At 69.0% G+C, this 20,310-nt stretch carries 17 protein-coding genes and 1 pseudogene; 8 read left to right on the top strand and 10 right to left on the bottom strand.

The features are described 5' to 3' along the window. On the top strand, positions 1-269 hold a 269-nt coding region (locus NS2_RS36835), incomplete at its 5' end, for a hypothetical protein (protein ID WP_222594878.1). On the opposite strand, the pseudogene NS2_RS20505 reads toward NS2_RS36835, so the two are convergent. From NS2_RS20505 to NS2_RS20525, 5 genes and pseudogenes are all read right to left on the bottom strand, one after another. After that, a pseudogene (locus NS2_RS20505) lies at positions 248-933 on the bottom strand (response regulator transcription factor). The gene NS2_RS36835 and the pseudogene NS2_RS20505 sit on opposite strands and share 22 nt — an antisense overlap. Beyond that, positions 930-2,021: a sensor histidine kinase gene (locus NS2_RS36840; protein ID WP_197707843.1), complete on the bottom strand. Its 1,092-nt coding sequence runs from the start codon at positions 2,019-2,021 to the stop codon at positions 930-932. Before NS2_RS36840 ends, NS2_RS20505 begins: the two are co-directional and overlap by 4 nt. Positions 2,022-2,276: 255 nt before the next feature. Beyond that, a complete protein-coding gene (locus NS2_RS36845; protein ID WP_082062670.1) occupies positions 2,277-3,002 on the bottom strand; it encodes an MMPL family transporter in 726 nt (241 codons plus the stop codon). 63 nt (positions 3,003-3,065) lie between these two features. Continuing rightward, positions 3,066-4,178: an Rv3169 family protein gene (locus tag NS2_RS20520; RefSeq protein ID WP_033089027.1), complete on the bottom strand. Its 1,113-nt coding sequence runs from the start codon at positions 4,176-4,178 to the stop codon at positions 3,066-3,068. A gap of 3 nt (positions 4,179-4,181) precedes the next feature. Further along, positions 4,182-5,318, bottom strand: a complete 1,137-nt coding sequence (locus tag NS2_RS20525; protein WP_052086667.1) for a phosphotransferase family protein — start codon at positions 5,316-5,318, stop codon at positions 4,182-4,184. Between the two features lie 280 nt (positions 5,319-5,598). Here NS2_RS20525 and NS2_RS20530 point away from each other — a divergent pair, with 280 nt between their 5' ends. The 3 genes from NS2_RS20530 to NS2_RS20540 all read left to right on the top strand — a co-directional run bounded on the left by NS2_RS20530 (position 5,599) and on the right by NS2_RS20540 (position 9,895). Further along, the gene (locus NS2_RS20530; RefSeq protein WP_045438342.1) at positions 5,599-6,957 is read left to right on the top strand and encodes a hypothetical protein; all 1,359 of its coding nucleotides are present in this window, start codon (positions 5,599-5,601) and stop codon (positions 6,955-6,957) included. A gap of 189 nt (positions 6,958-7,146) precedes the next feature. Further along, positions 7,147-8,355, top strand: a complete 1,209-nt coding sequence (cobA, locus tag NS2_RS20535) for a uroporphyrinogen-III C-methyltransferase (protein WP_033089038.1) — start codon at positions 7,147-7,149, stop codon at positions 8,353-8,355. A 52-nt stretch (positions 8,356-8,407) separates the two neighbouring features. Further along, on the top strand, positions 8,408-9,895 hold the full coding sequence (locus NS2_RS20540) for an MFS transporter (protein WP_045438352.1): 1,488 nt from the start codon (positions 8,408-8,410) through the stop codon (positions 9,893-9,895). Here NS2_RS20540 and NS2_RS20545 read toward each other — a convergent pair. Further along, positions 9,892-10,881 carry an SMP-30/gluconolactonase/LRE family protein gene (locus tag NS2_RS20545; protein WP_228102887.1) on the bottom strand — a complete coding sequence of 330 codons (990 nt, stop codon included), beginning with the start codon at positions 10,879-10,881 and terminating at the stop codon, positions 9,892-9,894. The genes NS2_RS20540 and NS2_RS20545 overlap by 4 nt on opposite strands. A gap of 66 nt (positions 10,882-10,947) precedes the next feature. On the opposite strand from NS2_RS20545, the gene NS2_RS20550 reads away from it, so the two are divergent. Continuing rightward, on the top strand, positions 10,948-11,523 hold the full coding sequence (locus NS2_RS20550; RefSeq protein ID WP_228102886.1) for a TetR/AcrR family transcriptional regulator: 576 nt from the start codon (positions 10,948-10,950) through the stop codon (positions 11,521-11,523). A 65-nt stretch (positions 11,524-11,588) separates the two neighbouring features. Continuing rightward, on the top strand, positions 11,589-12,215 hold the full coding sequence (locus tag NS2_RS20555) for an HD domain-containing protein (protein ID WP_033089023.1): 627 nt from the start codon (positions 11,589-11,591) through the stop codon (positions 12,213-12,215). Here NS2_RS20555 and NS2_RS20560 read toward each other — a convergent pair whose 3' ends face one another. Beyond that, positions 12,216-12,692 carry an Lrp/AsnC family transcriptional regulator gene (locus NS2_RS20560; RefSeq protein ID WP_033089022.1) on the bottom strand — a complete coding sequence of 159 codons (477 nt, stop codon included), beginning with the start codon at positions 12,690-12,692 and terminating at the stop codon, positions 12,216-12,218. It abuts the gene before it with no gap. Positions 12,693-12,775: 83 nt separating this feature from the next. On the opposite strand from NS2_RS20560, the gene NS2_RS20565 reads away from it, so the two are divergent. After that, positions 12,776-13,918 carry a metallophosphoesterase gene (locus NS2_RS20565; protein WP_036547894.1) on the top strand — a complete coding sequence of 381 codons (1,143 nt, stop codon included), beginning with the start codon at positions 12,776-12,778 and terminating at the stop codon, positions 13,916-13,918. Here NS2_RS20565 and NS2_RS20570 read toward each other — a convergent pair. The 3 genes from NS2_RS20570 to NS2_RS20580 all read right to left on the bottom strand — a co-directional run bounded on the left by NS2_RS20570 (position 13,891) and on the right by NS2_RS20580 (position 18,495). Continuing rightward, positions 13,891-15,306 (bottom strand): NAD(P)/FAD-dependent oxidoreductase, encoded by a 1,416-nt coding sequence (locus tag NS2_RS20570; RefSeq protein WP_033089020.1) that lies wholly within the window; start codon positions 15,304-15,306, stop codon positions 13,891-13,893. The genes NS2_RS20565 and NS2_RS20570 overlap by 28 nt on opposite strands. A 290-nt stretch (positions 15,307-15,596) precedes the next feature. Continuing rightward, entirely contained in the window at positions 15,597-16,964 is a 1,368-nt protein-coding gene (locus NS2_RS20575; protein WP_036547900.1) for an aspartate aminotransferase family protein, read from the bottom strand. 40 nt (positions 16,965-17,004) lie between these two features. Beyond that, entirely contained in the window at positions 17,005-18,495 is a 1,491-nt protein-coding gene (locus NS2_RS20580) for a CoA-acylating methylmalonate-semialdehyde dehydrogenase (protein ID WP_036547903.1), read from the bottom strand. 140 nt (positions 18,496-18,635) lie between these two features. Between NS2_RS20580 and NS2_RS20585 the strand changes: the two genes are divergently transcribed. Beyond that, entirely contained in the window at positions 18,636-20,240 is a 1,605-nt protein-coding gene (locus tag NS2_RS20585) for a PucR family transcriptional regulator (RefSeq protein ID WP_373867322.1), read from the top strand. The last annotated feature ends 70 nt before the right edge of the window (positions 20,241-20,310 follow it).

Below are 20,310 nucleotides of genomic sequence, written 5' to 3' on the forward strand. Positions count from 1 at the left end.
TGTCGTTTCTGATCATCAGTGATATGCAGGGGGTCCCGGCTTTCTGCGGCTGGCGGCATCCCTGCTCGCCGCTGATCCTGCTGAGTCTGGGAATGCTCCCCGTCTACGTGTGGGCGGCCGCAGGGGCTATCGCTTGGAAGACCGCTCGGATCGCGTTGAGCCAGCGGTGGCGTCCTCGGTGGGGGATTGTTCTCGGAGGTTTGGTGTTCGTTCCGGGGGTCGTGCTCAGTCTTTACCTGGTGGCGGGCTACTGGTGGCCGGACGCCTGACCTCGTCCGCTACCGTCCACCCGAACCAGCCCGGACTGGAACGCCACAACCACCAGTTGCGCGCGATTCTGTACTCCGACCTTCGACATGGCGCGTTGCACATGGGTCCGGACGGTCAATGGGCTGACGTACATCTTCGAGGCGATCTCCTCGTTGGAGAGCCCCTCGGCGACCATGGCGACCACTTCACGTTCCCGGGCCGTCAGCACATCGAGCGATTCGGCAGCGCCGACCTGACTTTCGGGTCGGGCCAGATAGCGCGCGATGAGAGTGCGGGTGGCCGCGGGTGAGAGGAGCGCGTCACCGGCCGCGATGGATCGAATCGAGCGCAGCAGTTCTTCCGGCCCGACGCCTTTCCCGAGGAAGCCGCTGGCTCCGGCTCGAAGCGCCTGCGCCACATACTCATCGAGCTCGAAGGTGGTCAGGATCAGCACCCGGGTGTCGTGCAGCGTCTCGTCACCGCAGATCTGCTGGGTGGCGCTGAGACCGTCGACCCCCGGCATGCGAATGTCCATGACCACCACGTCCGGCCGGGTGGCCCGAGCCAATTCGACTGCCTCCCGGCGATGCCGACGACCTCCATATCGTCGGCCGAGTCGATCAACAGCCGAAAGGTCCCCGCCAGCAGGGCTTGGTCGTCGGCCAGCAGCACTCGAATCGTCATTGTGGCTCCAAGGGAAGTTCGGTGGTGACTTCGAATCCGCCGTCCGGCCTGTGCCCGGCCCGGAGGTGCCCGCCCACGGACGCGGCCCGTTCGTTCATGCCGATCAGCCCGTACCCCGCGATCTCCGAATCCTCCTCGCCCCGTACGGGTTCGGCCTTCCCGTCGTCGACGACACAGATGGTCAGCAACAGCCGCGAGTACACGAGCCGAACCGTCGCGTTCGCCGTCCCCGCATGCTTGGTGACATTGGTCAGCGCCTCCTGAATGATCCGGTAGGCCGTCAGATCGGTCCCCGGCGAGAGCGGCCGGGACGCGCCGCTCACGATCAATGTGGTTGCGAGCCCGGCACGTTCGAACGACGCCAGCAGCTCCGGCAGTTGATCGAGCCCCGGCGTCGGCTCCAGAGGCGCGTCGCTGTCGTCCTCCCGCAGCAGCCCCACGGTCGCCTCGAGCTCCCGCAGCGCCGCCGCGGTGGTGTCGGCGAGCTGGTCCAGCATCTCCTGCGCCTGCTCGGGTTTGCTCTGCAGAAGATATGCGGCCGTGGACGCCTGCGCGTGCGCGAGCGCCATGTGATGCGCCACGATGTCGTGCAGTTCCCGCGCGATCCGAACCCGCTCCTCACCGACCCGCTGCCGCGCCTCGTCCTCCCGCGTCCGTTCGGCGAGCTCGGCCCGCGCGTGCAGCGCCGCGAGATAATCGGCCCGGTTCCGCGTCGCCTCGGCCAGCGCCCCCGCGACCAGCAGCCCCGCGACCAGCAGGCCCGCGACCAGCAGGCCCGCGACCAGCAGGCCCGCGACCAGCAGCCCCGCGACCAGACTGATCCGCGCCCCGGTGAGTATCGCGTCCGAGTGGCGAAAGCACGTCGAGATCACCAGCGCGACCGCCGCCACGGGCCCCGCGACCTTCGCCGTCCGCGCGTCCACCCACCGCCCCAGCGAGTACACCGCCACCAGCGCCGCCCCCGCACTGATCACCGAAAGCTCGAATCCCGAAGCGGCAATGGCCATCCCGCACGCCGTCGTCACCCCCAGCACGGCCCGCGGATAGCGCCGCCGCCACAGCAAGGCCAGCGACGCCAGCGCGGACAACACGATCACCGTCGGCGCGGGCGGCCGATAGATGATCGCGCCGCCCTCGCCCCCCGTTGAACCCCGCCCCGAACCCGGCCGCGAGATCGTCGTACGCGCGCCGCTGCGTCGCCGAGGTGGGCTGCGATTCATCACCGGGCATCCCGAGTTCGAGACTGCTCACCGGCAGCGCCAGCACACCGAGCCCGATCAGGCTCAGCACCAGCACCGCGACCGGCCGCCGGATCACGAACCGCGCCCACCGCGTCCCCATGTTCAGCGACTCACCGGCTTCGGGAACCGTGTTCTCGCGCAGGCTCTTCCGGAACGCGCGCGGCATGACCGCACGAACGTGATCATCAGCACGACGGCCGCGATCACGATGCCGACAACCTCTGTCGCCCCGCCCATTGCGGGCTCGGCCTGCAAGGCCGTGCCGCCGATCTCCACGCTCAGCCCCTCGGCCCGGCCCTTGTCGACCGCCGAGGTCAGCGCGTCCTTGGTGGCGTCGGTGAGGTCGGCGCCGGTGGCCCCGTAACTCACGGTGGCGTACGCGGTGCTCCCGTTCTTGCTCACCGCCCCGGTCTGGAAGGGATCCAGCACCCCCTTCACCTGCCCGCCGCCGGACGCGTCGGCGATGACCCGCTCGACCGCGGCGCGATTGGCATCGGAGGTGATCTGCTGCCCGTCGGGCGCGACGAAAACGATACGGGCCTGTGCCCCATCGGATTCGGTGCCCGGGAACCGCTCACCGAGCAGATCGAACGCCTGCTGCGATTCGGTGCCGGGAATGGCGAAGGAGTCGGGGGGGAGTGCTGGGCGCCCGGGCCGCGCCGACCGCGCACGCGGACAGGATGCCCAACCAGAGCAGGACGACGAGCCGGCGCTTCTCGAAGGCGAAGCGGCCCAGCCGGTACAGGAGTTTGGCCATGTACCCCAGGCTCGCCGAGCGGTTCCGTAGTCCGGATCGTCCGAGGGGAGGCCGTGGCGGGTACTGCGAATGCAGTACGCGGCCGGGCGTCGTACTGAACGCGGACGACGCCCGAGCCCGCGAGTATCAGCGCATCAGGGCGCGACCGAACCCCAGTCGGCGAACCCGGTCGGATCGTGGCGGCCCAGGCTGCCGTGCTCGAACAGCCCCCAGCCCTCGGCGTCCCCGCAGCGCGCCTTGCCGACGTGGTCGATGACACCGAACGGAATCCGCCCCGCGATGGCGGGATCGGTCAGGTCGTAGAGCCTGCTCTCGACCCACTCGCGTCCCTTCCACTGCCCGTGCTGCCAGTCCGGGTCGCCGCCGTAGCCGCACCCGACATTGAGCGCCATGAACGTCCCCGCCTCGACCTCGAGTTCGAGCGGCTTGCCCTCGGCCGTGGTCAGGTCCAGCCGCACCTTGGTCGGAATGCGGGTCCCCGGCTTGTAGGTCAGATGCACACGCGGCCAGCCGAGTTGCTCGATGCGCCCGTCCCTCCAGATCCGGGTCGCGTCATTGAGCGTGCGGAACCCGTTGGGCTCCTCCTGCACGATGACGATGATCGAGAACTCGTCGAACAGCAGCGGCACGTACAGCCACCAGAAGCCTTCGGACGGTTCGGAAGCCAGCCGCCCCGGGTGATCGGACTCGCCGACCGGGCGGATACCCCACGACCGGTCCCGGGTGCCGCACCACGCGGACGGGTCCACATTGATATCGGTCCCGTCGACATTCAATGTGCCAGACCAGGTTCCGACCTGGGCGAAGCGCTGCGCGTCGATGATCGGCCGGTGCACCCCGGTGAGAATGGTGTGCGGCTGTTCGGCCACGGCCGGGAAGGAACCCTCCCAGGTCAGGTCGAACGAGAGGTCCTCGTGCTCGCACAGCACCCGGATCTTCTGCAGCGGTTCGACGATCTCGATCCGGTACCCGCCGACCTTCGGCTCCAGGCTGCGCTCGGCCAGCGCGTCCGAGAACCGCACGGCCCGTTGGGTATCCCCGCGCCGGACGGTGGCGAACGCATCGGTCACCCCCAGGTTCGGGTACACGCCGAACCCGGTGACCAGGAAGGTGTCGCTGCCCTTGTCCAAGGCGTTGAAGTAGTTGCGGTCGTAGAAGTTCCGATCACTGGTCCCCACCCGCGACATGGACAGCGGGGTCTGGTGGATCGGGTATTCGTCGAGCGAGTTGATCTGATTCTGCGTCATCTCTCAATCCCACGAGTAGGTGCCGTCGAGCATGGCTTCGAGCAGTTGCCGGTGCATCACGTAGTCGTCGCGGTCGTCGGTGTCGGCCGCCTCGCCGAAGTGGATCATCCGTCGCCGGATGCGGGCCATCACGATCCCGTGCCGGAGCGCGGCATACATGAGGTACCAGTCCATATCGCGCGGCGCGTGCCCGCTGGCCTCCTCGTAGAGCTTCTCCACGTCGGCGCGCCGCATGTAGTCCGCCAGGCCCGGCTGATCGAAGCGGGTGGCGATGTCCTGGAAGAACCGGTGGATCAGGATGGTCCACGCGACGTCGAGCTCGCGCGGCCCGATGGCGGCCATCTCCCAGTCCAGCACCGCGACCGGATCGAATTCGTCGAACATGACATTGCCCGGCCGGGCATCGCCCCAGCTCAGCACATCCGGTCCGGTATCGGTGGGGAAGTTGGCCTCGAGCCAGTCGAAGGCGCGCTCCAGCAACGGAATCCGGTAGCCGTCGCGCGCGAGCGCCCAGTCGTACCACGCCTTCTGCGCCTCGAAGTGCCGCCGCAGCGCCGAGCCCTCACCATCGAACATCGGAAACCGTTGCGCCGGATCGGGAATCGTGTGCACCTTGGCAATGATCTCGACCGTGCGGCGCGTCACCTCGTAGCGCTGCTCCGGGGTCGCCTCGTGCAGCCATCCCACGAACACGTAGGGCGGATTGTCCTCGGGCACCCGCCCGCTCACCCGCCGCATGACGAAGAACGGCGCGCCCAGCACATTGTCGGTGCCGGTCTCCAGCCAGCACAGCGGCGGCACCGGCAGATCGGTGGCCTCGGCGAACCCGGCCATCACCGCGAATTGCGTTGCCAGATCGTATTTCTCGAATACCGGGAAGGAGTCCTGATCCGGCGCCAGCCGCGCCACGAACGACCCGCCGGCCGCCGTTCCGCCCTCGGTCCATTCGGCGTCGAACAGCAGCGTGGTGCTCGACATGCCGCCCGCCTGCGGGCGGGTGATCGAGGTGACCCGCGGCGGCTCGTCGGCGGCGACCTTGGTTCCGAGCCACTCGGCCAGTTCCGCGGCGAGTTCGTCGAGATTCTGGCCGGAGACCGTGAGTTCCATCCGCTGGTTGGGATCGGCGTTGGCCGAAGTCATTATGTCCTCCCTGCACGGGTGTGGTAAGCGCCCGTTCGGCACGTCGAGGGAAATGTAACCCGTTCTAAATGCTCCCGTAAGGGGATCGGGGTGACCTGTTTCATCAGTACCGGTGACCGGGACGCCGCTTGGTCGTCGCCCGCCGCTCGTGCTGGCACGTAATCCTCGAGAAGTACTTCCTATCAGGCATATTCCGGGTCGTCTCAGGGGGAATCCGGAAGCGGCCCGGGGTCCGCGCCGCCTAGCGTCGGAGTTCCGGATGGAAGCGAGGGGATACGGGATGAGCGTGCAGACAATCGAATCCGCGACCGATCGGGCAGGGGGCGGGGGCGAACCCACACGGACCTGGAATCCGATGAGCCGCATCGCCTTCCGCTTCGGATTCCTGTACTTCGTGCTCTTCTGCGTCTCCTACCCGCAGATACTGATCGCCTTCGCCGGAGCGCTGCAACACCAGCTCGCGGCCGACTGGCCCAGCCTCTGGATGAGCCCGTCGCTGCCCGTGGTGAAGTGGGTGGGCCGCACCGTCTTCGGGGCCGATGTGGCGCTGCACGAAACGGGCAGCGGCGATCAGCAGATCTTCTGGGTCCTGCTGTTCTGCGTACTGGTGATCGCGGCGGCCGGAACCGTGCTGTGGACCCTGCTGGACCGCAACCGGCCCGGATACCACCGCCTGTCCGCGTGGTTCCTGCTGTTCATCCGGCTGTGCCTGGCCGGTCAGATGCTGGGATACGGCTTCGCCAAGGCGATTCCGAACCAGATGCCCGAGCCCGGGCTCGTCACCCTGCTGACCCCCTACGGCGATTTCGCGCCCCTGGGCGTGCTGTGGAGTCAGGTCGGGGTATCGCCGGTGTACGAGAGCCTGCTCGGCATCGCCGAGATTCTCGGCGGCCTGCTTCTGCTGCTGCCGCGCACCCAGCTGGCGGGTGTGCTGCTGAGCCTGGTCAGCATGACGCAGGTCTGGGTGCTGAACATGACCTTCGATGTGCCGGTGAAGCTGCTCTCGTTCCATCTCATGTTGCTCTGCCTGGTCCTGCTGGTACCGGAGGTGCCGCGGGTGGCCGCGCTGCTGACCGGCCGCGCGGCAGGCCCGGCCGCCACCCCGCAGCCGTTCCGCACCCGCCGCTCGGCGCGCGTGGCGGCCACCGCGCAGGTGCTGCTGGCCCTGTGGTTCTCGGCGGGCTATGTCTGGATCAGCATGGACAGCTGGCGCGAAACCCACGGCGAGAGCGCGAGATCCGAGCTGTACGGCATCTGGACCGTCGCCGACTTCACCCGTGACGGCCAGCCGGTGCCACCGCTACTGACCGACCAGACCCGCTGGCGGCGACTGGTTTTCGACCGGCCGCAGCTGGCCGTCGTGCAGCGCATGGACGACGAGCTGATGCCGTTCGGCGCGCAGATCGATACCGGTGCACACCATTTGGTGCTCACCGAAGGCAAGACGCACACGGTCCTGGCCGACCTCACCTACGAGCAACCCACTCCGGACCGCCTGATCCTGACCGGCGTCCTCGACGGCCACCCGGTCACCATCACGCTCCACCAGGTCGACCTCGACCGCCTGCCGCTGTACAAGTCCCGCGGCCTGCACCTGATCCAGGAGGACGGCAACTTCGGCAAGGGTCCGGGCGAGTGATCCGACCGCAGCCGCACCCGCCACGGTGAACTTCCTATCGATTCCGCCGTCGATTGCTGCGCGGAAGCCGGGCGATTGTCACCCGCCGCGGGCCACGCCGTAGGCTGGATCCTTGTGCAGCACGCCTCAGTCACCCCCGATGACCAGCCGGTTCCGGATTCGCAAGCCCCGGCCGGTGACCCGAATTACCTGGTCGGCCTCGATCTGAACGGCCGCCGCGTGGTCGTGGTCGGCGGTGGCACGGTGGCCCAGCGGCGGCTCGGACTGCTCATCGCCTCCGGCGCGGACGTGCACGTGATCAGCCGCGAGGTGACCCCCGCGGTCGAGGGCATGGCCACCTCCGGGCAGCTCACCGTCGAGTTGCGCGCCTACGCCGACGGCGATCTGGACGGCGCCTGGTACGTCATGGCCTGCACCGACGAACCCGAGACCAATGCGGCCGTGGTCGCCGAGGCCACCCGCCGCCGGGTGTTCTGCGTGCGCGCCGACACCGCCCGCCTGGGCACCGCGGTCACCCCGGCCACCGCCCGCTACGACGGCATGACCCTGGGCGTGCTCGCGGGCGGCCAGCACCGCCGTTCGGCCGCCGTGCGCAACGCGCTGCTCGAGGCGCTGCAATCCGGTGTGGTGACCGATGATTCGGCCCCCGTCACCCCCGGCGTCGCCCTGGTCGGCGGCGGGCCCGGCGACCCGGACCTGATCACCGTGCGCGGCCGCCGCCTGCTGGCCCGCGCGAATCTCGTTGTCGCCGACCGTCTCGCGCCGCCGGAGCTGCTGGCCGAACTCGGTCCCGACGTCGAGGTCATCGACGCCGCCAAGATTCCCTACGGCCGCGCCATGGCCCAGGAGCACATCAATGCCGCGCTCATCGAGGGCGCGAAGGCGGGCAAGTTCGTGGTCCGGCTCAAGGGCGGCGACAACTATGTCTTCGGCCGCGGTTACGAGGAACTCGAAGCCTGCGTCGACGCGGGCATCCCGGTGACCGTGGTCCCCGGCGTCACCAGCGCCATCTCGGTCCCCGCCCTCGCGGGCATCCCGGTCACCCACCGCGGCGTCACCCACGAATTCGTTGTCGTCAGCGGCCACGTCGCCCCCGACCATCCGGACTCCCTGGTCGACTGGCCCGCCCTGGCCAAACTTCGCGGCACCATCGTGCTGCTCATGGCCGTCGAGCGCATCGAGAAGTTCGCCGACGCCCTGATGTCCGGTGGCCGCGCCGCCGACACCCCGGCCACTGTCATCCAGGAGGGCAGCCTGCGCACCCAGCGCGTCCTGCGCGCGGATCTGGCCACCATCGCCGAACGGGTCCGCGCCGAGGGCATCCGTCCACCCGCCATCATCGTCATCGGCCCGACCGCCGGATTCACCGCGGGCGCACCGGACCAGGACCGCGCCTGACGGTGCCCAACGAGGTCGGTTGCCGGATCAGGCCATCCACTACAGTGGGCGCGTGCTCGATAACCCCACTGCGACGACGCAGTATCCGGTGCCCACACGGGCGTTCGGGCTCGCGATTCTCGTCCTCAGCGGACTTCAGCTGATGGTCGTGCTCGACGGCACCGTCATGATCCTGGCGCTGCCGCGACTACAGGAGCAGTTGGGTCTGTCCAACGCGGGCAGCGCGTGGACCGTGACCGCCTACGGTCTTCCGTTCGCGGGCCTCATGCTCCTGGGTGGGCGACTCGGCGACTCGTTCGGCCGCAAGCGGATGCTGATCCTGGGCGTCGCGTTGTTCACCCTCGCCTCGGCGCTGTGCGGCACCGCGCAGAACGAGGCGTGGCTGATCGCGGCTCGCGCCCTGCAGGGCACCGGTGCCGCGATCGCCGCGCCGACCGCGTTCGCGCTGGTCGCGAGCACCTACGCGCCCGGTCCGGCCCGCAATCAGGCGGTGGCCATCTTCGGATCCATGGTCGGCGTCGGCTCGGTCGGCGGTCTGGTGATCGGCGGTGCGCTCACCCAGGTGGATTGGCGCTGGATCTTCTGGATCAATGTGCCGATCGGCATTCTCATCGTGTGGGGCGCGATCTACCAGCTGCGCGACACCGCCCACCACCGCATGTCCATGGATGTGCGCGGCGCGATCCTGGGCACGGTGGCGTGTGTGTCGATCGTGTTCGGCGCGACCGAGGGACCCGAAATGGGCTGGGGCTCACCGATCATCCTGGGCACCCTGATCGGCGGCTTCGTCCTGCTGCTGGTGTTCATCCTCGCCGAGCGCGATGTCGACAACCCGCTGCTGCCGTGGTCGTTGTTCGACAGCCGCGACCGCGTGATCACCTTCGCCGCCATCTTCCTGGCCTCCGGCGTGCTCGGCGCGACCACCTTCTTCGTCGCCCAGTTCCTCCAGAACGTCTTGCGCTACAGCCCCTTGCAGGCGGGTCTGGCCAGCATCCCGTTCACCCTCGGCGCGGGCGTCGGCACCGCGGTGGCCTCCAAGGCGTGCATGTACATCCGGGCGCGCTGGCTGCTGCTGGCCGCGGCCGCGGTGCTGTCGGGCGCGCTGTATTTCGGTTCCACGCTGGACAGTTCGGCCGACTACTTCCCGACGCTGCTGGTCATGATGTCGATCGTGGGCTTCTGCATCGGCACCGCCATCGTGATCCTGCCGCTGTGCGTGCTGGTCGGGGTGGACATGGCCCACATCGGCCCGCTCTCGGCGGTCGGCCAGATGTTCATGAACATGGGCACGCCGTTCGCGGTCGGCGTGCTCAGCCCGGTCGCTCTCTCGCGCACCCTGTCGCTGGACAAGGGGGCCACCGGCAAGGTGAGCGAGATGACCCAGCATCAGATCGACGCGCTGGGCAGCGGGTACACCCTCGTCCTGCTGGTGTGCGCCATCGGCACCGCGATCATGGGTCTGCTCGCATTGACGTTGCGGTACACGCCGCAGCAGCTGGCCCAGGCGCAGCACGCGCAGGACGAGGCGCAGAAGAGTTAGGGCAGCGTGGTGACCGCGATCGCCGTTTCGGTCAGGCTGCCCAGGTAGATCCGGCCGTCCTGCTCGGCGACCCCGGTGACCATGGAGTAGTCGGTGCCCTCGCATTGCAGGTCATGGACCAGCGTGCCGTCGAAGTCGAAGGCCTGCACCCACACCGTGCGCGCCGCCTTCGGTTGCAGCGCTTCGGGAATCGCCCACACCAGCCGCCGCAGCACCCCGGGGAGCGGAAGCAGCAGGTCCAGCAACGGATTTCGCGGCGATACCAGCGCCACCCAGATCAGCCCGTCACTGCCCAGGCCCATATTGTCGGGGAAGGCGGGCAGGTTCTCCACGAAGTGGTCGTGGGTGCCCGCCTTCGGCCCGCTCAGCCAGTACCGGGTGATGCGGTAGCCGCCGGTCTCGGCCACCAGCACGCACGAGCGATCCGGCGCGAGCACGATGCCGTTGGCGAATTTCAGCCCGTCGACCAGCGTTTCGACGCTGCCGTCGGGATCGCGGCGCAGCAGCCGCCCGGTCTCGGAGTGCTCGAGCATGTCGCCCATGTACTCGCCGAGCTTCCAGTTGCGGGTCGACTCGGAGAAGTAGATCGTGTCGCCGTCGGCGACCACATTGCTGGTGAAGTTCAGGGGCACGCCGTCGATGTCGGTCTCGAGCACCTCGAACTGCCCGCCCGGCTTGTCCAGCCGCAGCAGTCCGCGCTCGGCGTCGCAGATCAGCAGTGCCCCATCGGGTTCGGCGTGCAGGCCCAGCGGCCGCCCGCCGGTGTTCCCGAGCGTCTCGACCGCGCCGTCGGCCGGATCGACGGCCACCAGGGTGCCGTCCGCGAGGCCCGCGACCACTCTGCCGTCGGCGGCGATCACCACATCCTCCGGCCCGGACCCGGGTAGCTCGAATCGTCGTACCGCCGGCATCGGTGGCGCACTGTGGTTTTCGCGGGCGCGTGGCGTCGCCTTGGGCGGGCTCCAGCGCCGGGGCTGCATAGACATGACCCAATTCAACCGCGACGAGGCCGACTCTTGGGTGTCAACAGATGTTGGCATACACTCGTGGGCGTGACTGTGGAGCAGAGTCCGCGGCGGTCCGACGCCACCCGCGCGGCGATTCTGGAGGCGGCGCGGCATCGCTTCGCCGCCGACGGGTACCGGAAGGCGACCATCCGGGCCATCGCCGCCGATGCCGGGATCGACCCGTCGATGGTGATGCGCTACTACGGCAACAAGGACGGATTGTTCGACGCCGCCCTCGATATCGACCTGGAGTTGCCCGATCTCAGTGCGGAGAAACGGGATTCGCTGGGCGCGCAGATCGCCGACCGTTTCTTCGAGCTCTGGGAGCAGCCGCCGACCAGCGAAATCCTGCTCACCCTCATGCGTTCCGCGCTGAGCGACGAGATGGTGGTGGAGCGCACGCAGCGGATCTTCGCCGAGCAGCTGATGCCGGCGGTGCTGCGCTTCGGCGACCCGTTCGACGCCCCGCGCCGCGCCGGGCTGATCGCCACCCAGATTCTCGGGCTGGCCCTGTGCCGGTACGTACTGCGGCTCCCGCCGGTGGTCGCGCTCACCCGCGAGCAGATCGTGGCCGACATCGGGCCGACGATTCAGCGCTACCTCACCCTCGGCACCGACTGACCAGTGGTGAAAGCCACCGTGCCGGAGGGCTTTTCTCCGGCCCGAACTTCGGTCACACTGCCCCGATGGGGATGAGCCTGCACGCGGATCTGCTGGACCGCTGGACGAAACTGGCCGGGCCGGGCGCGCCCGCGGTGGGGGAGGACCTGGTCCGCCGCTACAGCGAGCCGCACCGCCGCTACCACACCGTCGAACATCTGGCCGCCATGCTGGCCGTCATCGACGATCTGGCCGCCGACGCCGCGGACCTGGACGCGGTCCGCTACGCCGCCTTCTTCCACGACGCCGTCTACGCCATGGACGGCGGCGACAATGAGGAGGCCAGCGCCCGGCTGGCCGAAACCACGCTGCCCGCAATGGGTGTCGCCCCGGAAACGGTGGCCGAGGTGGCCCGCCTGGTCCGCCTCACCGGCGGTCACCACCCCGACCCGTCCGACCGCAACGGTGCCGTCCTGTGCGACGCCGACCTCGCGATCCTGGCCGCCGCACCGCCGGTCTATGCCGCCTATACCGCCGCCGTCCGCGCCGAATACGCCCACGTGCCGGACGATCTGTTCCGGCCCGGCCGGGCCGCGGTGCTGGGCGCCCTGGCCGATCAGCCGGCCCTGTTCCGCACCCCCACCGGCCGCGCTCGCTACGAGGACGCGGCGCGGGCGAATCTCGCCGCCGAACTCGCCACGCTCACCGCCTGATCAGCGGGTGCCGTACTTGTAGGTCTGCTTGCGCAGCTTGAGGTAGACCATGATCTCGGCGTGGCGGACCCCGGCCAGGCCGCGAATTCGATTGGACACCAGGTCCAGCAGGTCTTCGTCGTTCGGGCAGACGGCCTCGCAGAGGATGTCGTAGCGGCCCGCGCAGACCACCACGTAGGTGATCTCCTCGATGGTGGCCAGGATGTCGGCGACCGGCTGCACCGGCCCGTCGACGGTGATGGCGATCATGGCCTGCCGGAACAGTCCGACCTGGAGCGGATCGGTGACGGCCACGATCTGGATGACCCCGCCGTCGGACAGTTTCTGCACCCGCTGGCGCACGGCGGCCTCGGAGAGCCCGACGGCCTTCCCGATGGTGGCGTAGGCGCGCCGCCCGTCCTCTTGGAGTTGGGCGATGATGCGCTTGGAGACGTCGTCGAGATTCGGCGTTCCCCGGCCGGAGGTCTGGTCGGTCACGTGATCATCCTTCCCGATGGGCACGGTACGTTGGACAGCGACGCCGGATTCGGCGATTTTCGGTCCGACAAGGATGATCTCCCGTGAAGTACGTTCCCCGCGCGGCGTTGTTCCTGGCCGTTCCCGCGCTGCTGTTCGCATTGCCGTGGTGGCTGCTGGTGTACACGGCCCTGTCCGGTCCATGGTTCTGGCTCGGCACCGCGGTTTTCCTGCTCGGTTATTTTGCTCTTCCCGCGGGCATGTTGCTCGGTCACGGCGCGCGGCAGTCGGATACGGCCGCGCTGATCGGCGACACGCTGCTGGGCGTGATGTGGGTGGTGTTCACCTGGTCGGTGATCGGCGCGGTCGCGCGCGGGGTGCTGACGGTGGCGGGTGTGGACGATCCGGCGCGCTCGCGCCTTGTCGCGATCGCCGTGGCGGCCATCTCGATCGGGCTGAGCGCGTGGGCCGTCTACGAGGCGCGCAGGTTGCCGCGGGTGCGCGCGGTCGAGGTGGAGATCCCCGGTCTGGGTGCGGGTTTGGACGGGCTGCGCCTGGTGGTCGTGACCGACACCCATTACGCGGCGACCGATCGGCTCGGCTGGTCGGAGCGGGTGGTCGCCGAGGTCAATGCGCTGCGCCCCGATATCGCCTGCCACGCCGGTGATCTCGCCGACGGCTCGGTGGAAAAGCGCCGGGCGCAGGTGGATCCGCTGGGCAAGGTGGAGGCCGAGTACGGCCGCTACTACATCACCGGCAATCACGAGTACTTCGGCGACGCCCCCGGCTGGATCGACCACATGTCCGGCCTGGGCTGGCGGCCGCTGCGCAACGAGCACCAGGTCATCACCCGCAATGGTGACTCCCTGGTGCTCGCCGGGATCGACGATCCCACCGGCGCGGGCCTGCCCGGCCACGGCCCCGATATCGACGCGGCCCTGACCGGGGCCGACCCCGCCCACCCGGTGATCCTGCTGGCCCACCAGCCCAAGCAGGTCACCGACGCGGTGAAAGCCGGTGTGGCCCTGCAAATCTCGGGCCACACCCACGGCGGTCAGATCTGGCCCTTCCGCTACCTGGTCCGCCTGGATCAGCCGGTGGTGGCCGGACTCAGCCGTCACGGTGACCACACTCAGCTCTACACCAGCCGCGGTACCGGCTTCTGGGGCCCGCAACTACGGCTGTTCGCGCCCAGTGAGATCACCGTGCTGATCCTGCGTCAGCTGTCGAAGCCCAATCCCGTGTAGTCCAAGGTCTTCAGCCACAGATTCCGCCGCCCCTGGTGGGCGTCGGCGCGGGCCAGGGACCAGCGGGTGAGGTGAATTCCCGCGGAGCGCAAGGGCTCCGGGGGCAGCGGCAGCGGCCGGGAACGGACCATGCGCAGCCGGGTGCGTTCGGTGTCCAGGCCCCACAGCTGGTCGAGCATGACCTCCGCGCCGAAGCGGGTCGCGCCCACGCCCAGGCCGGTGTAGCCGGCGACGTAGACGAGCCGGCCCTTGTAGGCCGATCCGAAGAAGGCGCAGAACCGGCCGCAGGTGTCGATGACGCCTCCCCACCGGTGGGTGAAGCGCAGACCGTCGAGCTGGGGGAAGGTCTGGAAGAAGTGCTGTGCCAGGGTCTCGAAGGTGGCCTCGTTGTATTCCAGGGTCGGGGCTATGCGGTTACCGACGTGGTAGATCGCGTCGTACCCGCCGAACAGAATGCGGTTGTCGCTGGTCAGGCGGTAGTAGTGGAACCGGTAGGAGGCGTCGCCCAGACCCATGCGCGAGTTCCAGCCGATGCTGCGGAGCTGCTCGGCGGACAGCGGCTCGGTCATGAGCGCGTAGTCGTAGACCGGCACCACGTGCCTGGTCACCTTTGGCACCGGACCCGCGAAGGCGCTGGTGCACAACGCGACTCGCGGTGCGCGCACCTCACCGTGCGGGGTGTGCAGGGTCAGCGTGCCGCCGTAGGACTTCGAAATGCGTTGCACGGGAGTGCCTTCGAATATCCGTACCCCCGCTTCGACACAGGCGCGCCGCAATCCCCAGGCCAGCCGGGCCGGATCCAGCATGGCCACGCCGTCGCGGTCCCACCAGCCGCCCAGATAGGTGGGGGAGTGCACCATGCCCTGTACCTGGGGCGCGTCCAGCAATTCGGTGCGGTGGCCCAGTGATTCGGCGGCCGCGTGGCTCTCCTCGAGCCATTCGAGCTCGTGCGGCGCGGTGGCGACTTCCATTTCCCCGGTGCGCTCGAAATCGCAGTCGATGCGATAGCGCGCGATGGCCCGCTCGATCTCGTCGAGATTGGTGCGGCCCAGGCGTTCCAGCTCCCCGATCTCGTCGGGAAAGCGTTCCAGCCCATTGGCCAGCCCGTGGGTCAGGCTGGCGGCGCAGAAGCCGCCGTTGCGGCCCGAGGCCGCGTGCCCGCACAGCCCCGATTCCAGCAGCACCACATCGGTGCCGGGATTGCGCTCCTTGGCCAGCAGTGCGGTCCACAGTCCGCTGTAGCCGCCGCCGATGACGGCCAGACCCGCGTCGGTGGCGGCGGTCAGGGGGTCCGTGGGGGTCGGCCGCTCGGGCCGGTCGGTCCAGTACGGCGTCGGCGCTGCATCGATGAGTGCCGACGCCCACAGTTTGCTTCCTTTGGCCGACATGGCCGATCAACTCCTTCTCTTTTGTGCCGGAATACGGCGAATCAACTGTGAAAACTCTTCCGGGATTCGACCCGGACCCCATTTACCTACGGCCGCACCGGGGTATGCGAAAGCCGCCGATGGTCACCGGTGAGACGGGACCAGTCGGCGGCTTGCGAAAGAGTCAGCTGGTGGCGGCGCGATCTTCGGAGCGGCGAGGCATGCGCACGATGGAACGCAGTTCCTGCGTCAACATCATCGGCCGGATCATTTCCGCCTCCTCCTGTGCCACGAGGATAACCCAGAAATGATTAACCGGCGTGCCCGTCGGCGACCGTGAGCGCGTGGTCGAGAATGGCGAGGCCCTCCTTGGCCTCGGCCTCGGAGATGGTGCACGGCGGCACCACGTGCAGGCGGTTGAAGTTCACGAACAGCAGCAGTCCCGCGGCCTTGGCGGCCGCGACCGCCTCGGTCATGGCCGGGCTGCTCCCGCCGTAGGGGGCCAAGGGGTCCCGGGTGGCGCGATCGCGGACCAGCTCCACGGCCCAGAACACGCCCAGACCCCGGACCTCGCCGACACTCGGGTGCCGTTCGGCGATTTCGCGCAAGCCGGGCCCGATCACCCGCTCGCCCATGTCGGCCGCGTTCTCGACGATGCGTTCCTCGGCCATGGCATTGATGGTCGCGACCGCCGCGGCCGTCGCGAGCGGATGCCCGGAGTAGGTGAGCCCGCCCGGATACGGCCGGTCGTCGAAGGTCGCGGCGATGTGCGGCGCGATGGCCACGCCGCCCAGCGGCACGTAACCGGAGTTGACGCCCTTGGCGAAGGTGATCAGATCCGGCACCACGTCACCCGCGTGCTCGATGGCGAACCACGTTCCGGTCCGGCCGAATCCGGACATCACCTCGTCGGCGATGAACACGATGCCGTACCGGTCGCACAGTTCGCGCACCCCGGCCAGATAACCCGGCGGCGGCACCATGATTCCCGCGGTGCCCGGCACCGACTCCAGAATGATGGCCGCGATGGTGCTCGGCCCCTCGAAGGCGATGGTCTGCTCGAGGTGTTGCAGCGCCCGTTCGGTCTCCTCGGCCTCGGTGGTCGAATGGAACTGCGAGCGGTACAGGAACGGCCCGAAGAAGTGCACGACCCCGGCATTACCGTGATCATTGGGCCAGCGCCGGGGATCGCCGGTCAGATTGACCGCGGTGTCGGTGCCGCCGTGATAGGACCGGTAGCGCGAGAGCACCTTGTACCGCCCGGTGTGCAGCCGCGCCATGCGCACCGCGTGCTCGACCGCGTCCGCGCCGCCATTGGTGAAGAACACCCGGTTCAGCTCGCCGGGCGTGCGCTCGGCGATCAGCCGCGCCGCCTCCGAGCGCGCGTCGTTCACATACGCCGGGCCGACGGTGCACAGCGTGGCCGCCTGCTCCTGGATGGCGGCCACCACCTTCGGATGCTGGTGCCCGATATTGGTGTTCACCATCTGCGAGGAGAAGTCCAGCAGCCGGCTGCCCTCGCCGTCCCACACGTAGCAGCCCTGGGCCGCGGTGATCACCATGGGATTGAGCGACTTCTGTGCCGACCACGAGTGGAAGACGTGCTCGCGGTCCAGTTCGCAGGCGCGGGCGGCGCGTTCGCGCGCCGCCTCCGGAGTCAGGCCATTGGGGAGGGTCATCGCATGTCCTTCCGTATCTCAGCCCTTGGGCGCTGCGGTGTCAGTGGTTCTGGGGGAAGCCGAGATTCAGGCCGCCGTGGCTGGGATCGAGCCAGCGCGTGGTGACGGCCTTGGTGCGGGTGAAGAAGTGCACTCCGTCGGTGCCGTGCGCGTGGGAATCGCCGAACAGGGAGTTCTTCCAGCCCCCGAAACTGTAGTAGGCCATGGGAACCGGAATGGGGACATTGATGCCGACCATGCCGACCTCGACCTCGTTGTGGAATCGTCGTGCCGCGCCACCGTCATTGGTGAACAGGGCGGTGCCGTTGCCGTAGGGACAGGCGTTGATGAGGGCGAGCGCTTCGTCGTAGCTGTCCACCCGGACCACCGAGAGCACCGGGCCGAAGATCTCGTCGGTGTAGACGGTCATATCCGTGGTGACATGGTCGAGAATCGTCGGTCCCAGCCAGAATCCGTCGGACTCGCCGTCGACGGCCACCCCGCGGCCGTCGAGAACCACGGTGGCTCCGGCGGATTCGCCCGCGCCGATGTAGGAGGCCACCTTGTCGCGGTGCGCCCGGGTCACCAGCGGTCCCATATCGGTGCCGCGGGTGCCGTCGCCGGTGCGAATGGTCTGGGCGCGCGCGGTGATCCGGGCCACCAGGTCGTCGGCGACGGAACCCACCGCCACCAGCGCGCTGATCGCCATGCAGCGCTCACCGGCCGAGCCGAAGCCCGCGTTCACCGCGGCGTCGGCGGCCAGGTCCAGATCGGCGTCGGGCAGCACCACCATGTGGTTCTTGGCCCCGCCGAGGGCCTGCACCCGCTTGCCGTGCGCGGTGCCGCGCTCGTAGACGTAGCGGGCGATCGGGGTCGAGCCGACGAACGAAACCGCCTTGATGGCAGGGTTTTCCAGCAGCTCGTCCACCGCCGCCTTGTCGCCCTGCACGACATTGAAGACACCGTCGGGCAGTCCGGCCTCCTGCCACAGCTCGGCCATCCACAGCGATGCCGAGGGATCCTTCTCACTCAGCTTGAGCACCACGGTGTTCCCGGCCGCGATGGCGACGGGGAAGAACCACATGGGCACCATGGCCGGGAAGTTGAACGGCGAGATGACCGCCACCGGTCCCAGCGGCTGGCGCACCGAAAAGATGTCGACCTTGGTGGAGGCGTTCTCGGTGTATCCGCCCTTGAGCAGATGCGGTATGCCGCAGGCGAATTCGACGATCTCCAGGCCCCGGGTCACCTCGCCCAGGGCGTCGGAGAGCACCTTGCCGTGCTCGCTGGTGATGATGGCCGCCAGCTCTTCCTTGCGCTCGTTGAGCAGCTCGCGGAACCGGAACAGCACCTGGGTGCGCTTGGCCAGGGAGGCGTCGCGCCAGGCCGGGAAGGCGGCCGCGGCCGCGTCGACCACGGTGCGCACGTCGGCGGCGGAGGCCAGGGCGAGCTGCCCGGTCACCACACCGGTGGCGGGATTGGTGACGGGCGCGGTCGCCGTGCTGGAACCGGCGAAGGGTTTGCCGTCGAGCCAGTGTGCGATGGTCTGCATGTCTCCTCGTTCCCTACTCTCTGATGCGTCCGTTCCACTCTGCGGCATTACCGGCCGGTTGATTCCCGACATTGTGTGCGCTGTTTCGAACTTCGTTTTACGATTCGTCGGTGCTCCTCACCGTTGCTGGCGTCGTAGCGATGCCGGTCGTGCGTGCCGGGCAGCCCGAGATCGCGGGCGGCGGCTCGCTGGATCGACCGGTGCGGTGGGTGCATGTCAGCGAACTGCCCGACGTCGCCCGGTTGCTGGTCGGGCGGGAACTGATTCTCACCACCGGCCAGGCGCTGGCCGGTGACGACACCGACACCGTCGCCTATCGGGAATCGCTGGCCGCCGCCGGGGTGTCGGGGCTGATCGTCGAATTGGGCACCTACGTGCGGGAATTGCCGCCGACGGTGGCGAAGACGGCCGATCGGCTGGGGCTGCCGGTGGTGGCGCTGCACCGGGTGGTGCGCTTCGTGGAGGTCACCGAGGCGGTGCACCGGGTGATCGTGGCCGACCAGTACGCGGAACTGGAATTCGCGCGCACCGTGCACGAGACCTTCACCGCGCTGAGCGTGCGGCGGGCCTCGCTGGCCGAGATCGTCAAGACCGCTGCCGGGATGCTGGACGCCTCGGTGGTGCTCGAGGACCTCACCCACCGGGTGCTGGCGCTGACCGCCCGCCACACCGGCACCCCGGCCCTGCTCGACCAGTGGGAGTCCACCTCCCGCATGCTCTCCGACGCCGACCCGAATGTGGTTCCGGTGGGCCCGCATACGCAGCGCTGGGGTCGGCTCATCCTGCGGTCGAGCCGGGTGCCCACCGCGCGCGCCCGCATGGTCCTCGAACGCGCCGCCCAGACCCTCACCCTGCACCGCATGATCGAGCGCGACCGCTTCGGGCTGCACCGGCAGGCGCAGACCGGGCTCATCGACGACATGGTCGACGGCCGCCTCACCGATGAGCGCGACGCCGTGGCGCTGGCCGCCGCCCTCGGTCTGGCGCGGCGCGCCCGCTACGTCCCCCTGGCCGTGGATGTCGCGACCGCGGCCGAATCCGATCCGGTGGCCCAGTCGGATCCGGTGGCGCAATCGGATCCGGTGGCCCAGCAACGCCGGACGGCCGCGCTGCTCGACGCCGCCCAGCACGGGGTGGCGCTGGCCAAGGCGACCGCGCTGGCCGCCCCCGAGCACGGCAATCGAATCACCATGGTGCTGGCCATCTCCCGCAGCGGCGACCTCGACGCCGCCCTCGCCGCGGTCTGCGCCGCCGTGCTCGCCGAGATCCGCCGCGTCGCGGGCGTCGAACGCGCCGTGATCGGCGTCGGCGCCGAATCCGACTCCCTGCTGGACACCGCCCGCGAACTCGCCCAGGCCGCCCACGTCGCCGAAGTGGCCCTGTCCCTGGACTCCTCCACCCCCCGCTCCTTCTACCGCAGCGGCGACGTCCGCCTGCGCGGCCTGCTCTCCCTCATCCGCGACGAGCCCGGCGTCCAGCGCTTCGCCGAAACCGAACTCAGCGCCCTGCTCCGCCACGACATCCGCAATGCCACCGACCTCACCCGCACCCTCCGCCAATTCCTCGACCTCGCGGGCAACAAAACCGAACTCGCCAAACGCCTCACCATCAGCCGCCCCACCCTCTACGACCGCCTCTCCCGCATAGAACGCATCCTCGACGTAGACCTCGACGACGGCGAAACCCGCACCTCCCTCCACACCGCCCTCCTCATCCGAGACCTGGCCACCTCCAAACCCGCCTGATCCACTGCGGCCCAACGCGTGCCGGATGAGGTCTATCGGCCCTCTGCGGGATGCCCGAGTCGACCGACAC

The sequence above is a fragment of the Nocardia seriolae NBRC 15557 genome, assembly GCF_007990715.1.
GTDB classification, from domain to species: Bacteria; Actinomycetota; Actinomycetes; order Mycobacteriales; family Mycobacteriaceae; genus Nocardia; species Nocardia seriolae.